This is a genomic window from Chryseobacterium sp. Leaf180 (assembly GCF_001424585.1).
Lineage (GTDB): Bacteria > Bacteroidota > Bacteroidia > Flavobacteriales > Weeksellaceae > Chryseobacterium.
This window is the reverse complement of sequence record NZ_LMPJ01000001.1, coordinates 362,426-378,918: the sequence shown is the minus strand read 5'-3', so window position 1 is coordinate 378,918 and position 16,493 is coordinate 362,426. Positions and strand designations below refer to the sequence as shown.

Here is a 16,493-nt window from a genome sequence, read left to right as displayed (position 1 = left end):
CCGTTTTTTTATTGATTTAAAATAAATTCCTACTGTGTCACGCGCATGATGGCACGTGTAATCTGATCTTCTTTTTCTTTTGAATAGGTTGAATCATAAGGCTCCATTATATCAAAAAGATACTGATAGAAAGGCGTGATTTTCTGTACATTTTCAGACTCAGAAATTGCTTTTTCTTTTCCAATCTGCTGAAGTTCTTTGATGAAATCATTAAACTTCCTGTCGATCGGCTCAATGGATTTTACCAGATAAGCGTATCCTTTCTGCTCCTGCCCGATTTTATTGTACGCATCGGTAACCGAGGTCACCACAAGCGAATATTCCATCGGTTTTGAACGCATCTGGCGACCGACAAAACGCTGATCTTCTTTGCTGAGACCTGTGTAATAATCGTATTCTTTGAAAATTTCTTTCTTTAATTTTTCGGCCAGCTGCAGACCTTTCTGTTCCTCGCCTGCGATGATGTATGCAGAAACCATCGAGCTTAAAGAACGCGGATCGTTGTATTTTTCAACAGGAATTTCTTTCGCGGCAAGATTCAGAATCTCAATCGCCTTCGCTTTCTGCCCAGATAAAGCTAATGCTGAAGCAGCTCTGCTCGCCGCTGATCGGTAAGAAATAATATTTGAAGTCGCCGTTTCGTCGTAATGATTTTTTAAATCTTTGAAATTCCCCCAACGGTAATTTTTCACTACGTTATATAAAGATTCAGCGTCTACTCTGCCCAGATCTCCGTCGCTGTTTTTCGGCGTGTAAATCGGCACCAAACGGTAACTGAAACCGTCGAACTGCAGATAATCATCAAGATAGAAAATATTTTCGCTGTCGTAGATTCCACCTGAAGAGAAGTTTATAGATCTTTTCCAGTCGAAATTGGCAAAAATATCAAACAGCATCAGGTTGTTTTTGTAGAGTGTGCTTGCTTTGTAAGAAACTTTTAAATTATCAACTGCATTCGGTAAATCGGAAGCTTTAATAATACCGGCTTTTACTGCGTTTTCTTTATTTACCGGAATCATAAAGTTACGTGTCGGAAGGAAATTATATTTCTCATAACGCGCTTCACCAAAGATCATTTTTTTAATCTCATCTTTCGCAGGAGATTCCATTTTTAAGAAATTCAATGCATCTTTAACCGTCATCGAATCCTGTTTTATATACTTCTCAAGATTTTTATAATCATTGGGATTCATTCCTGCATCGCGAAGATTAGAAATCACACTTTCCATCTCGCCCGGCTGCATCAGATAAATCTGATCATTGACACCGTCGCGGTAATCTTCATGTGTAAGCTGGCTCGGAACCGCCGCTGCATTGTAGGTTCTGCGTTTTACCTGATCGATATTCCAAGGAGTAGAAAGCAGCGTGAAGTTTACAACTCTTACATCATCACGGAAGCGCTCGGTTTCCTGCAATCCCCAAACCGGATAGGTGTCATTATCGCCGTACACAAATAAAATATCATCTTTAGGAAGCGATTTTAAAACTGAATAAGAATAATCGTACGCCGCATACTTTTCACTTCTGTCGTGCACATTATAATTCTGGAAGCCCATCATAAAAGGTACGCCAAGAAGTAAAATTCCGACACCGATGTTGGCTGCTGAAGATTTAACTTTAGTCTGTAAAAACCAGAGAATGGCTCCGGCTCCAAGTCCGATCCAAATGGCGAATGCGTAGAAAGACCCAACCAGTGCGTAATCTCTTTCGCGTGGCTCAAACGGTTTCATTCCGGTGTAAAATACGATGCCAACGCTGGTCAGAATAAATAAAGACAAAACGCTGTAGAATCTTCCGAAATCTTTATTCAGCTGAAACAGGAATCCGATTAAACCTAAAATAAACGGTAAAAAGAAAAATGCTACTGTGCTTTCGTTTTTAAATTTTGCGGGAAGCGTATTCTGATCAGGCAGACGTAGATTGTCGATAAAAGAAATCCCGGAGATCCAGTTTCCTTTGGTATCTTCATACGAACCTTCAAGGTCATTCTGTCTTCCTGCGAAATTCCACATCAGATATCTCAAGAAATAATATCCGTTTTGAAATTCAATAAAATACGAAAGATTCTGTCCCAGAGAAGGTCGCTGAACTTTAATAATATCATATTTCTTTACATTTAAATAATCTTCAGCCTTAATGCTTCCATCCTCGTATTTTGCGCGAAGTTCTTCAAAAATCTGTTTTGCTTCCGGGCTGTTTGCAGCATCTTCATTATAATAGTTAAACTGAAAATCCGGTGCGCCATACATGGAAATATAATTGGCCATCACGTCTTTGTCCTCACTGAACATTCTTGGCATAAAACTCACGTGAGATTTGTTAAAAACGTAATTGAAGCGGTCGCTGGTTTTTATATAACGCTTAGTTTTCTCGTCTTTTTCGTAAACTGCGTCTGTTATTTCGGTTTGATATCCACCATCTTCATTTTTCTCAATTCCGTTGGCATCAAGAAAAGCCGTGTAGTTTTGTCCGTAAATCGTTGGCCAGTCACCGTATTGAACTCTGTTATAATAATCGCGCATACCAATTGCAGTATCCGGATTATTCAAATTCATCGGTGGATTTGCGTTGGCTCTGATTGGAATCACCATCCAGCAAGAAAATCCAATAATCATATAAACTACAGACAAAGCTGCGGTCTGAAAAATATTTCTTTTTGAATTTCTGGCGTATTTTATGGCGAAATAGCAAAGAGCAACCATAATAATAAATCCTGCAATCGTACCTGAGTGGAAAGGTAGAGACAATCCATTAACAAAGAAAATTTCCAGCTTCCCAAACATCGTCATTATCACAGGAAAAATGATTTTGAATACAAATGCTAATATTAAAAGTGTAATTAAATTAGCGATCAAAAAACTCTTCCATGTGAAAGAATATTTTCTTGCGTAATAAACTAAACAAACCGCTGGAAGTGCCAACATACACATCATATGAACGCCTACCGAAAGCCCAATAATAAAGAAAATCAAGATAATCCATCGCTCATTGTCAGGTTGCAGATATTCGTTTTCCCACTTGGTAACGAGCCACAGAATAAGTGCGATGAAGAGCGACGCCATTGAATAAACTTCCCCTTCCACCGCCGAAAACCAGAAAGAATCTGAAAAAGTAAAACACAAAGCACCTATTGCTCCGGCAAAAAGAATGGTAATTTCCTGTGCGGTATTTATTTCATCAAAATCTTTATTGAAAAGTCTTCGAAGGAAATGCGTGATCGTCCAGAATAAAAAAAGAATAGTAAAGGCACTGAAAGTAGCCGACATTCCGTTGATCACGATCGAATACAAATGATCATTTCCAAATGCAAACATGGCCGCGACTGCTCCTACAATCTGAAAAAGTGCTGCACCTGGCGCATGTGTCACTTCAAGTTTTACAGCAGATGAGATGTATTCTCCGCAATCCCAAAAGCTGAGATTGGGCTCTATTGTCGAGAGATAAGTAATGAGTGCAATGGCAAAAATAACCCATCCGAGCGAGGTGTTCCACTGCCTGAAAGTCCAATTTTTCATAGATTTTAAATCAATATGCGCGAAATTAAGGTTTTTACTTCATTTTAAATTCATTTTAACAAAATTTAAAGGCTTGGCGTGCTTTTTGAAAGCCTTTCGCCGCTCGAAAATACAGAGTTATACAGTGATATTCTCGCCTACTCTTGATAAATTATTAAAGTTTTAAAAATTATTTATTTTTTTGTATTTTCGCTGTCAGATTTTTATTGAAAAATAATAAATAATGGGTAATGTTTACGATAATATTCTTGGCTTAATAGGAAGCACGCCGATGGTAAAAATCAATACCGTCACGAAAGATATTCCTGCAACTGTTTATGCCAAGTTAGAATCATATAATCCTGGACATTCGACGAAAGATAGAATTGCATCTCACATTATAGATAATGCTGAGAAGAGAGGCTTGTTGAAAGAAGGTTCTGTGGTCGTAGAAACCACTTCCGGAAATACAGGCTTTTCGCTGGCCATGGTTTGTATAATTAAAGGTTATAAATGTATTCTCGCGGTAAGCGATAAAACAAAACCTGAAAAGATCGCCTATTTAAAGGCGCTTGGCGCTACGGTATATGTTTGTCCGGCAAATGTTCCGGCAGCAGATCCACGTTCTTATTATGAGGTGGCAAAAAGAATCGCTGCAGAGACGCCAAATTCACTGTACATCAATCAGTACTATAATGAGCTGAACATTGATGCACATTACAAGACAACCGGCCCGGAAATCTGGGAACAGACAGAAGGTAAAATTACGCATCTCTTTGCCTGTACAGGAACTGGTGGTACACTTTCTGGTTCTGCTAAATATTTAAAAGAAAAAAATCCAGACATTAAAATTATCGGTGTTGATGCTGACGGTTCCATTCTGAAGAGTTTTCATGAAACAGGTGAGATTCATAAAGAAGATGTACATCCTTACCAGATAGAAGGCATGGGAAAAAACTTAATTCCCTCTGCACTGCTTTTTGATAAAGTGGATGAATTTGTTCGCGTCAATGATGAAATGTCGGCATACCGCACCCGGGAAATTGCTTTGAAAGAAGCTATCATGGGTGGTTATACAACCGGCGCAGTAACGCAGGGATTAATACAGTACGCGCAGTCGCATGAGTTTATGGTAAACGATCTTGTGGTGATGATTTATCCTGATCACGGTTCAAGATATATCACAAAAGTTTACAGTGACAAGTGGATGGAGGAACAGGGTTTCATCAACAACTGTTTTCACAATTACGACGAAGTTTTTAAAACTGAGTTTATAAAGTAAAAGATAATAAACAACTATTATAAAAGCCTTTTCTTCGTGAAAGGTTTTTTTCTTATCATTAATTAATTACATAATTTTCCTACACATGTTAGATATATTTGATCGAATCAGACAAAATCCCGGCCCACTCGGTCAGTTTGCCGATTACGCAGAAGGATATTTTGTTTTTCCGAAGCTGGAAGGACCAATCGGGCCAAGAATGAAATTTCAGGGTAAAGAAGTTATTTTCTGGAGTGCTAATGACTACTTGGGGCTTTGCAACCATCCGGAAGTTTTGGAAGCTGATGCAAAAGCTGCCGCAGAATTCGGAATGTTTTATCCGATGGGCGCAAGAGCAATGTCAGGAGAAACTGCACAGCACCAGCAACTGGAAAAAGAGCTTGCAGAATTCACTCATAAGGAAGCTGCTTATCTACTGAATTTCGGTTATCAGGGAATGGTTTCTGCGATCGATGCATTGGTGACAAGACATGACGTTATTGTTTACGATGCCGATTCTCACGCGTGTATCGTGGATGGAGTTCGTCTTCACATGGGGAAAAGTTTTACTTTTAAACATAACGATATTGAGAGTTTAGAAAAAAACTTAGCAAGAGCTACTAAAGTTGCTGAAGAGCATGGCGGCGGAATTCTTGTCATTACCGAAGGTGTTTTCGGAATGCGCGGTATGCAGGGCAAGCTGAAAGAGATTTGTGATTTAAAATCTAAATTCAATTTCAGACTTTTAGTAGACGACGCACACGGCTTCGGAACTTTGGGTAAAACTGGAGCCGGAGCGGGTGAAGAGCAGGGTTGCCAGGATCAGATTGATGTTTATTTTTCTACGTTTGCCAAATCTATGGCTGGTTTTGGAGCTTTTCTTTCTGGAGACGAAACAATCATCCGTTATTTAAAATATAATCTGCGTTCACAGATATTTGCTAAATCGTTGACAATGCCAATGGTAATAGGTGGTTTGAAGCGTCTTGAGTTATTAAGAACGCGTCCGGAGATTAAAGATAAACTTTGGGAAAACGTGTATAAACTTCAAAACGGACTGAAAGATCTCGGTTTCAACCTTGGAAATACAAACACTTGCGTTACGCCGGTTTTCATTGAAGGTACTACGATTGAAGCAACACTATTAGCAAAAGATTTAAGAGAAAACTATGGTGTTTTTACATCAGTTGTCGTTTATCCAGTAATACCGAAAGGGATGATTTTACTAAGATTAATTCCGACTGCATCGCACACAGATTCAGAGATTAACGAAACTTTAGCAGCATTTGAGGGCATTAAATCTAAACTGAAGTCTGGTGAATACCGTGAAATGGAAAAATCAATGAATATTGAGTATAAGCAGATGTAAATTATGAATTTGCAATAAAATAATAAAAACCGTTACAGTTATTGTAACGGTTTTCTTTTTTAATACCCAAAAATTGAATTATTTATAAATGCAAAATTTTAACTATTTTTAACTATTTGAAAGCATGAGAGCATGATTGGGCGTTATATTCTGTTAAAAATTAGGTGGGTAGAAATGCCCCCTATATATTTGCCCCATCAATTCAGAAAAAACAATTATGAAACACAGCTTTAGGTACTTAAGAATTGTTATTTTGAGTGTAATGTTTAGTTTTACCTCGATTTTATCAAATGCGCAGACGCATTCTTATTTAGAACAGAATAAAAAAATTGCCAATGAGCTTTCCAGCAAATACGGCATCCCAAGCTCAGTGATCCTTGCGATTGCATTCGTAGAGAGCGGCGGTGGAACGAGCAAAAGTTCCAAAACCTACAACAACCACTTTGGTATCGTAGGAAAAAACAATCCAACTTCCAAATACAAAAGTTTTGCCAGCGTGAAAGAAAGCTATGAAGGTTTCTGCAAACTGGTTGTAAACAAAGGATATTATGCAGGGCTTAAAGGCAGCAGCGATGTATCAAAATGGGTTAAATCAATTGCTTCCGCAGGATATTCTACACAGCCAAGAGAATGGATGAGAAGAATTAATCTGATTATGTCTAAATACAAAATGAAGAACGACTGATTTTTCACAGTTGTAAAGTACAGATAAGCACCTTTTCCGGGTGCTTATTTTTTTTAAAATTCATCCTTGTGGGGATTAGCAAAACTGATTAAATTTGCAGCACGTATTCCCTCAAAATTTATGAACCATAATAGAAATTGGCGGGTAGTGACTCTACTCTCCGTCTGCTTCGCCGTCTACATACTGTTTTCGGTACTCGCCTATGCTTTTCATTTTGACTGGAAGCCGTTTAAAAATATCAATCTGATCTCGGAAATTATCAAGCCTGAGCTTATAAATAAAAAGGAAGAAAATTCTAATTTCGCTGATTCCGAAACGAAACAGAATATCAAGAAAAACTTTGAGCTTTATAAAAAAGCCGATTTAATAACCAATTTTTCTGCCGAAACAAACGAAGCATCACTCGTACATCTTGTCGAAAAGCTTGATTCTTTAATTAAAAATAAAAAAGGTAAGATCAGAATTGCTTACTTCGGTGACAGTATGATCGAAGGTGATCTGCTTACTAAAAAACTGCGTCAGTTACTTCAGCAGAAATACGGCGGCAATGGTGTCGGATTTCTTCCAATGCAAAGCAAAGTGGCGCCGATCAGAGAAACGTCTGAGATTAAGGCTTCTGGTTGGTCTGTGACAAATTTCATGGATAAAGGTGCAACTAATATGTACATTTCCGGTTTCAGCTTTAAAGGTGCAGGAAATACCAGTTTTACAGACAAAACACTTCCGCACAATACTTTTACCAGTAAATATTTAATTTTTGGCAGAAATTCTGGCGGTGCGACTGTACGATATGACAGCCAGAATATTGCTCTGGAGAATTCCGGAAACGTAAACCGACAGCTGCTTTCAAAAGATTCACTTCGTACAGTCAGTTTGAAAAGCAATTCGCCCACTACTCCATTCTACGGCATCAGCATCGAATCTGATCACGGAATTATTCTAGACAATTATTCTTTCCGCGGAATTACCGGTGTTGAGTTTAAAAAAATTGATGAAAACTTTTTACAGGAAATTCAGCAGAAAGATCAGTATGACCTCGTGATTATGCAGTACGGCGTGAATCTTCTTTTCCGGCCAGATGATACGGAATATTCTTATTACGTAAAATTGATGACGCCTGTTTTGGAGAAATTTAAAAAAGCTTTTCCGAACAGCGATTTAATGATGGTAAGTACTGCCGACCGTGCTTTCCGATACAATGGAGAATTTCAGTCCGCAAAAGGCGTGAAAAATCTGGTGGAAACACAGGCAAAAATGGCTTTTGATAATGGTTTTTCTTTCTTTAATCTTTTTGAAACCATGGGTGGCGAAAACTCGATCGTAAAATGGGCTTCCATGGAGCCGCCGCTTGCCAATAAAGATTATGTTCACCCAAACGGCAGAGGCACCGACATTCTCGCAAAACATATTTTTGATGCGATAATCGCTGATTATAAAAAATTCACCTCAAAAAAAACAGTTGCACAATGATTCAGATAGAAAATCTGCTTGCCTCCATCGACTGGAACGCTTTTTTGCAGCAGTTTGTGTATGACAGCAAAAATCCGCTGCTTTTTAACAACGGTTTTTTCGTGTATTTTTTCACGCTGTTCATCATTCTGTTTTACATTCTGCGGAATCACATCACGGCACGAAGATATGTTTTTACATTTTTTTCGCTGTATTTTTTTTATAAAGCGAGCGGGTGGTTTGTAGGTCTGGTTATTTTTTCTGCAGTAATAAACTATATTCTTTCTAACTGGATTTTTAAAAGTTCGGATAAAAGCAAACGTTTATTTCTTCTGATTTTAAGCATCATCTTTAATCTGGGATTGCTTTTTTACTTCAAATACACCAATTTTTTCCTCTCCCTTTACAATGATTTTGCAGCAGCAAAAGTGCATCCTTTAAATATCATTCTGCCAATCGGCATCTCATTTTTCACTTTTGAAAATCTGAGTTACACCATTGATGTATACCGCGGAGATTTCAAACCCGCAAAAAAGTTCACAGATTATCTTCTTTTCCTTTCATTTTTCCCCAAACTTATGATGGGACCGATTGTGCGTGCGCACGATTTTGTTCCGCAAATCAACAAGCCGTACTTCCTGTCTGAAAGAGATTTTGCAATGGGTTTTTATCTCATTATTTCAGGTTTAATTAAGAAACTCATCATCTCAGATTATATTACGCTCAATCTTGTCAATTATATTTTTGATAATCCTTCGCTGCATGTCGGACTCGAAAATCTTTTTGCCGTTTACGGTTACGCAATGGTCATTTACTGCGATTTCAGTGGTTACAGCGACATCGCAATTGGTATTGCGCTGTGGCTTGGTGTGAAAATTCCGGCAAACTTTCACTCACCGTATCAGAGTAAAAATATTACAGAATTCTGGCGAAGATGGCACATTTCCCTTTCTTCCTGGCTCAAAGATTATCTGTACATTCCTCTTGGCGGAAACAGAAAATTTTCGGTAGCCTCAATAATTTTTGTTTTGGCTTTTCTCGGCGGAGCGTATTTTATGTCGGTTAAATTGTTCAACTTAAGTACATTATATGCAGCGCTCGTTTCAGGATCATTACTTTTAATATTCCTTTTACCGGCTTTAATAACGAAAAATTCAAAAGGAATTGCTGCGAATTTCAATCTTTTAACGACGATGCTTCTCGGAGGATTCTGGCATGGCGCCAGCTGGAACTTTATTATTTGGGGAGCGATTCACGGCGTCGGTTTAGGATTGCACAAAATCTGGATGCTGACAACTGGAAAAACACTTTCAGGCATTAATAATACTTTTGTTTATCGGGTTTTCATGGGAATCATTACGTTCCACTTTGTTTGTTTTGGGTGGATATTTTTCCGTGCGGAGAATTTTGATGCTGCGATTTCTATGCTTCGTCAGATTTTCTTCAATTTTGATGTCAATGCTTTTCAGCCTTTCTATGAAAATTACCGCGAAGTAATCTGGATGATTGCTTTGGCAATGGCCATTCATCTCATCCCGGAATCTCTTGCTGAAAAAACCATCTTAAGATTGAAAAGAGTTCCGCTGCTTGCCTACATGATCGTATTTTTTGGATTTCTGATTGCTTACGGCTACTTCAAATCTGCCGAACAGGTTTTACCTATTTATCTACAGTTTTAATTATTGTTTGACGAAACATTTTCAAACGCTTTCCAGATCTGCTCCGCCTGAAACTCATAACCCGGTTTCAAATAATGAACGCCGTCGCCACTCGCCTCCTTTCGGGACTGCGCGCGTTTAAAATATCCTTTGCCGCCAGTCGCACTGTACAGATCGAAAAAGGCGGCATTATTCTGCTCTGCACTTTCCTTGATCCAGGAAATGAATTCTACAACACGCGCATTTTTAGGTAAATTGTCTGGAGGAGCGATCAGCAAAACCGGAAGCGCCGGATTTCCCGCTCTGAATTTTACAATCAGGGCTGAAATATTGTTTTGGAGCTCTTCCTTAGTTGTTTTTCCAAAAGCTTCATTGGTTCCCAAAGCAATTACCAAAAGATCTGTCGGAATCGTTTTAAGCTGTTCGGTCTGCAAAGGAAACTTGAGAAAATCCGCATACGTCGCGCCATTCACACCTACAGAATTTAAAACAACTCCTTTCTGAGTATTTTTTAAAAACTGAAAACCGTAAAAAAGATTTCCGCCGGAAGCATTGCTTTTAATTAAAAAAACCTGCTGCGGCGTTGGAAAAGATATTTCAGTTTTAAAATCCGTAAACTTTGCATCAAAAAGTTTCTGAATATTTTTTTCAAATTCCGGGTTGTAGGTAAAGCTGTTTCGCTCGACCAAAAACGAACTTCCGGCTTTTGGCTGCAAAATCCGGTCGCCGTTTAACTGTCGTAGTTTTGTAGTTGTGCTGTAATTTTTTGCGACAATTTCATGAAATGTTTCACCTTCAGTTGCCTGATAATTAATTCTTTCAGACTTTTTCTGTACAAAATTTTTCAGAGAATTTGTTTCAGCATACACTTCTAAAGGCTGTCCGTTCATTTTTTGGTCATTAAAAATAATCACCTTATCAAAACTGTCTTCAGGATTTTTAAGCTGAATTTCAAGAAAAGAATCTGCGTTATTACCAATCACAAAACCACTTGCGCCCAGCTGCAAAAATCTGTTCTGTTCATGAACCAATCTGTAGGTTTCCCAGGTTTGATTGGTCGCAGAAATAACATCTTCGGCACCGTTTGTATTTGCAATCTGCGAAGGAAAAACCAATCCGCGTCCCGCATTTCCATACTTATCCTGAAGTTTTTTTCTCAGATATGCCGTGAGATAATCTGCCTGAATATGCGAATCGCCAAGAAACAAAATCTGCGTCACCTTTTTCTGATTTAAACTTTCGTTAAATGGTTTTAAAGAAGCAGAATTCTCAATATTTTGCGCGGAAATCTGGCTGTTAAGTAGTAGAAAAAGCAATGCGGCAGTCAATTTGGAAATTTTCATACCGTGAAATTATTAAAATTTTGCGAGAGAATACAAAGCTGCAAAACGATTGGCGATAATTTATATAATCTTAACTTTGCAAAAATTTTTCTTGAAAGATCTTCTGCTCATCACTCCACCTTTTACGCAACTCAATACGCCCTATCCGGCCACAGCATACATCAAAGGTTTTTTGAATACCAAAAGTATCTCAAGTTACCAGATGGATTTGGGCATCGAGGTGATCTTGAAACTGTTTTCATCAGAAGGTTTACACAAAGTTTTTGAGGTTCAGACAGATTTTTCTAAAATTTCAGAAAATTCACAGCGGATTTTTGCGCTGAGAAATGAATACGTAAAAACGATAGATCAAGTTATTTCTTTTCTCCAGGGAAAAAATCCGACGTTGGCACGACAGATCTGCTCAATGAATTTTTTACCAGAAGGTTCGAGATTTAATCAGCTTGATGATCTTGATTTTGCGTTCGGAAATATGGGAATGCAGGATAAAGCTAAACACTTAGCAACATTATACTTAGAAGATTTATCTGATTATATTGTTGAAATTGTTGATGGCGACTTTGGATTCAGCAGATATGCTGAAAGATTGGGGAAAAGTGCCAATTCTTTTGACGAACTATATTCAAAACTCAATTCTTCACAGACTTTTATAGACGGTTTTACTTTGGAAATTCTGGAGACAAAACTTCACGAAATACAACCAAAACTGATCTGTTTTTCCGTTCCTTTTCCCGGAAATTTGTACTCTGCTTTTCGCTGTGCAAAACTCATAAAAGAGAAGTTTCCAACCATAAAAACCGCTATGGGTGGCGGTTTTCCCAATACTGAATTAAGAGAAATTAGAGACCTGCGGGTCTTTGAATTTTTTGATTTTATTACGCTCGATGACGGCGAAGTTCCGCTGGAAGAACTTTCTTTTAATATTTTAAATTCTCTAAAAGAACGAAAATACAAGCGTACATTTCTTCTGGAAAATGAGCATGTCGTTTATAAAAATGATTCCACAAAACCAGATTACAAACAGTCACAAATCGGCACGCCGGATTATTCTGATTTGAAACTCGGTGAATATATTTCGGTGATTGAAATCGCCAATCCGATGCACAGTTTGTGGAGCGACGGCCGTTGGAATAAACTGACGATGGCGCACGGCTGCTATTGGGGGAAATGCACATTCTGCGACATTTCGCTGGATTACATCAGGATTTACGAACCTGTTTCAGCAAGAATTTTAGTAGACCGAATGCAAGAACTCATTGCGACAACGGGCGAAACCGGATTTCATTTCGTGGATGAAGCTGCTCCGCCCGCCTTGATGCGTGAAGTTGCTTTGGAAATTTTAAGGCGAAATCTCGTTGTAACCTGGTGGACGAATATTCGTTTTGAAAAGAGTTTTACACGCGATCTTTCTTTTTTACTGAAACTTTCAGGCTGCGTCGCAGTTTCTGGCGGATTGGAAGTTGCGAGTGACCGTTTGCTGAAACTTATTGACAAAGGCGTTTCTGTTGATCAGGTGGCAAAAGTAACACGTAATTTTACCGAAGCGGGAATTATGGTTCATGCATATTTAATGTACGGTTATCCTACGCAGACCATTCAGGAAACGGTAGATTCGCTTGAAATGGTTCGACAGCTTTTTGAAATGGGAATTTTGCAAAGTGGCTTCTGGCATCAGTTTGCGATGACAGCGCATTCTCCGGTTGGAAAAAATCCGGAAGAATTTGGCGTGATTCCTATGCAAAATGAAATTCTTTTTGCCAATAATGATATTGATTTTACCGATAAAACAGGAATTGATCACAGCAAATTCAGTTTTGGTTTAAAAAAATCGCTCTTCAATTACATGCACGGTATTAATTTTGAATTGCCGCTGCAGGATTGGTTTGATTTTAAAATCCCGAAAACCACCGTTCATCCGGATTATATTCACGACTGCCTTTTGGATGAGGAAGAATTTATTTTTAAAGGAAATCTTAAAATCATTTTCTTAACACAAAACTTCATTGTTGAGAATTACCTGAAAACAAAAAAACAGAATTCCTGGCCATACACGCGACTTACCTTTCATCTGAAAACAAACATTGTAAAAATTGAGCTGGAAAAGGAAAAAGCAGAATGGTTACAAAAAATAATCTCAGAGAATACATTTGAAAATCCGAAACGCGTCACACTTCAGCAAATTAAAAATGATTTTGAGAATAGTTTCGATGATTTCGAATTGTTCTGGTTTTCAAAACCTATTCAGCAGCTAAAGGAAAACGGCGTGATTCTCAGTTTATAGCTATTTTTCGATGCCGTCGCGCATCACTTCACCCACGATTACTTTATCCTGAATTTTAATAAAAGTTGGATCCATAATCGCCATACGTTCGGCAATTGCTTTATAAGTCGGAAATTTTAAAAGCGCTGCCTGACCCGACATTTGTCTGTAGAGTGTAAACGTTTTTCCGCCGGCAGATTTGATCTGTTTGGTTGTCGTGATGTATTTTCCGATGAATTTACTTTTGACATCGTAAATTTCGATATCCATAAAAGACTTGTCTGAAACCGTATCTTCGGAGCCAAAACTTACCGGCAGATTGGTAAAATATCCGACGGGAACGCCGTTGCTTAAAATTTCGCCTACACTGTTGACCGTGATATTCAAACGGTCAATTTTACTTCTCGTCGTATAGGCTTCTTTAGTTTTGCTGTCAAGTTTACGTTTGGGTTCTTTTTGAAATAAATCATCCAGATTCTTGATGTTGATGCCTCGCTCATCGATAATTTTCAAACTTTTAATACAGGTGTACACGGCAGATTTTTCTTCACCCGAAAATGCGGAAGGCGAAATGTAATCCAGTTCTAGAATTTTATCGCGGTTGTAGACCCGGTTTATTTTGATGTAACTATCGCGGACAGAATCGACGATGCTTTTATCGATAAATTCAACGGAGAAAATGGGCGTTTCTTTGAGATCTAAAAATGTGTACTGCTTCGCGTGATGCGAAACTTTTGCCACGTGTACGCCATCGATACTTACGATGCCGCGTTTCGTTTTAATATCCTGCGCGATGAAAAATAAGGTGAAAAATGTAAATAAAATGATTAAGATTTTCTGCATGAATCAGTTTTTTACAGGCATAAAAAAAGTGTAACCAAAGTTACACTTTTCTGAAAAATATATTTAGCTTGATATTTTAATTATTCGCAAAGGATAATTCCTTTCTCATGATTAAATTCTACCACACCGCTTTTGATTGGGTAAGAAAAAACGGAATCTTTTTCGTTTTCTTTGCTGAAATTCTTTGCGAAAGGCTCTGAAACTGAGTTGGTGTACAACTTCACTTTTCCGCCAACAAGAGAAGAAACGATGCCCGCGTGATTTTTCATGATGTGAAATTCACCATTTTTACCAGGCAACAAAACCGAATTTACTTCGCCTTCAAAAACTACATGTTCTGGTGTTAAAATTTTTATATTCATTTTAATTTAGATTTGAAGATTTCAGATAACTAAGAAATCTAATGTCTCGTATCTAAGATCTTAGTTCTAATTAAGCGTTATCTGCCAACATTTTCTGTCCGGCTTCGATTGCTTCTTCGATGGTTCCTTTTAGGTTGAAAGCTGCTTCCGGCAGGTGATCAAGTTCACCATCCATAATCATGTTGAAACCTTTAATTGTATCTTTAATATCAACCAAAGATCCAGGAATACCTGTGAACTGCTCAGCAACGTGGAAAGGCTGAGATAAGAATCTCTGAACTTTTCTCGCTCTGTACACTATAGATTTATCTTCTTCTGAAAGTTCTTCCATACCTAAAATCGCAATAATATCCTGAAGCGCTTTATATCTCTGAAGAATTTCTTTCACTCTCTGTGCACAGTCGTAATGTTCGTTTCCTAAAATTTCAGGATTCAAAATTCTTGATGTTGAAGATAGTGGATCTACTGCCGGGTAAATACCCAATGAAGCAATTTTTCTGTCCAATACAGTTGTCGCATCTAAGTGAGCAAATGTAGTTGCCGGAGCCGGGTCAGTTAAGTCATCCGCAGGTACGTAAACTGCCTGTACTGAAGTAATTGAACCATTTTTAGTTGAAGTAATTCTTTCCTGCATGGCCCCCATTTCAGATGCCAAAGTTGGTTGGTAACCTACTGCAGATGGCATACGGCCAAGAAGGGCAGATACCTCAGAACCAGCCTGTGTAAAACGGAAAATGTTATCAACAAAGAAAAGTACGTCTCTACCTTGTCCTGTTTCACCACCGTCTCTGTAGTATTCAGCTAATGTTAGCCCGGAAAGCGCTACTCTTGCTCTTGCTCCTGGCGGCTCGTTCATCTGTCCGAAAACGAAAGCTGCTTTAGATTCTTTCATCACCTCGAGGTCAACTTTAGAAAGATCCCAACCTCCGTTTTCCATAGAGTGCATAAATTCGTCACCGTATTTAATAATACCAGACTCAAGCATTTCTCTCAAAAGGTCATTTCCTTCTCTCGTTCTTTCACCTACACCGGCAAAAACAGAAAGACCACCATGTCCTTTTGCAATATTGTTAATCAACTCCTGAATCAAAACTGTTTTACCAACACCTGCACCACCAAACAATCCGATTTTACCTCCTTTTGCGTAAGGCTCAACTAAATCGATTACTTTAATACCTGTGAATAAAACTTCTGCAGAAGTTGAAAGTTGATCAAATTTCGGAGCTGGTCTGTGAATTGGTAGACCACCTTCCTTAGAAATATTTTGAAGCCCATCGATAGCATCACCAACCACGTTGAAAAGTCTTCCGTTTACAGCATCACCAATTGGCATCATGATCGGATTACCGTATCCCACCACTTCTTGTCCTCTCTGAAGACCATCTGTAGCATCCATTGCGATACATCTTACTGTATCTTCACCAATATGTTGTTCTACCTCTAAGACTACTTTTTCACCGTTCCCTTTGATAATCTCTAACGCATCATAAATACTGGGAATTGCTTCCACATTATTAAAAACGACGTCGATTACAGGACCAATAATTTGAGAAATTTTTCCTTTAATTTGGTTTGCCATTGCTAAATTTTTTCTTGGTGCAAATATAATGATTATAAGCAAACACACAATCCAGTAAAAAAAGATTTTTATCATACTTTTCACCCAGGTTTTCAATCATAATTTTGGATAAGATTTAATTATTTTAATCTTTTAGCAACTGAAATTTTAGGAGAAAAATATTGCGACATTATTTTTATATTTGCACTCA

11 protein-coding genes are annotated in these 16,493 nt (G+C 38.2%); 6 read left to right on the top strand and 5 right to left on the bottom strand.

Going from position 1 to position 16,493, the window contains the following annotated elements:
• Positions 1 to 29 precede the first annotated feature (29 nt).
• On the bottom strand, positions 30 to 3,515 hold the full coding sequence (locus tag ASG01_RS01655; protein WP_055858989.1) for a DUF2723 domain-containing protein: 3,486 nt from the start codon (positions 3,513 to 3,515) through the stop codon (positions 30 to 32).
• Between the two features lie 223 nt (positions 3,516 to 3,738).
• Between ASG01_RS01655 and ASG01_RS01650 the strand changes: the two genes are divergently transcribed.
• The 5 genes from ASG01_RS01650 (at position 3,739) to ASG01_RS01630 (ending at position 9,937) form a co-directional block, all read left to right on the top strand.
• Positions 3,739 to 4,776, top strand: a complete 1,038-nt coding sequence (locus ASG01_RS01650; RefSeq protein ID WP_055858986.1) for a PLP-dependent cysteine synthase family protein — start codon at positions 3,739 to 3,741, stop codon at positions 4,774 to 4,776.
• An 85-nt stretch (positions 4,777 to 4,861) separates the two neighbouring features.
• Positions 4,862 to 6,124, top strand: coding sequence for an aminotransferase class I/II-fold pyridoxal phosphate-dependent enzyme (locus tag ASG01_RS01645; protein WP_055858983.1), 1,263 nt, complete (start codon positions 4,862 to 4,864; stop codon positions 6,122 to 6,124).
• Positions 6,125 to 6,341: 217 nt separating this feature from the next.
• Complete coding sequence (locus ASG01_RS01640; RefSeq protein ID WP_055858980.1) at positions 6,342 to 6,809, top strand: glucosaminidase domain-containing protein; 468 nt, start codon at positions 6,342 to 6,344, stop codon at positions 6,807 to 6,809.
• Between the two features lie 120 nt (positions 6,810 to 6,929).
• Complete coding sequence (locus ASG01_RS01635) at positions 6,930 to 8,279, top strand: hypothetical protein (protein WP_055858977.1); 1,350 nt, start codon at positions 6,930 to 6,932, stop codon at positions 8,277 to 8,279.
• Entirely contained in the window at positions 8,276 to 9,937 is a 1,662-nt protein-coding gene (locus ASG01_RS01630) for an MBOAT family O-acyltransferase (RefSeq protein WP_055858973.1), read from the top strand. The genes ASG01_RS01635 and ASG01_RS01630 overlap by 4 nt, the downstream gene beginning before the upstream one ends.
• Here the strand turns inward: ASG01_RS01630 and ASG01_RS01625 are convergent.
• A complete protein-coding gene (locus ASG01_RS01625) occupies positions 9,934 to 11,259 on the bottom strand; it encodes a GDSL-type esterase/lipase family protein (protein WP_055858970.1) in 1,326 nt (441 codons plus the stop codon). The genes ASG01_RS01630 and ASG01_RS01625 overlap by 4 nt on opposite strands.
• Before the next feature lie 91 nt (positions 11,260 to 11,350).
• Here ASG01_RS01625 and ASG01_RS01620 point away from each other — a divergent pair, with 91 nt between their 5' ends.
• A complete protein-coding gene (locus ASG01_RS01620; protein ID WP_055862033.1) occupies positions 11,351 to 13,540 on the top strand; it encodes a B12-binding domain-containing radical SAM protein in 2,190 nt (729 codons plus the stop codon).
• Here ASG01_RS01620 and ASG01_RS01615 read toward each other — a convergent pair whose 3' ends face one another.
• The 3 genes from ASG01_RS01615 to atpD form a co-directional block, all read right to left on the bottom strand.
• Positions 13,541 to 14,362, bottom strand: a complete 822-nt coding sequence (locus tag ASG01_RS01615) for a hypothetical protein (protein ID WP_055858967.1) — start codon at positions 14,360 to 14,362, stop codon at positions 13,541 to 13,543.
• Between the two features lie 80 nt (positions 14,363 to 14,442).
• The gene (locus ASG01_RS01610; RefSeq protein WP_055858964.1) at positions 14,443 to 14,724 is read right to left on the bottom strand and encodes a FoF1 ATP synthase subunit delta/epsilon; all 282 of its coding nucleotides are present in this window, start codon (positions 14,722 to 14,724) and stop codon (positions 14,443 to 14,445) included.
• A gap of 70 nt (positions 14,725 to 14,794) precedes the next feature.
• Entirely contained in the window at positions 14,795 to 16,303 is a 1,509-nt protein-coding gene (atpD, locus tag ASG01_RS01605) for a F0F1 ATP synthase subunit beta (RefSeq protein ID WP_055858960.1), read from the bottom strand.
• Between the last annotated feature and the right edge of the window lie 190 nt (positions 16,304 to 16,493).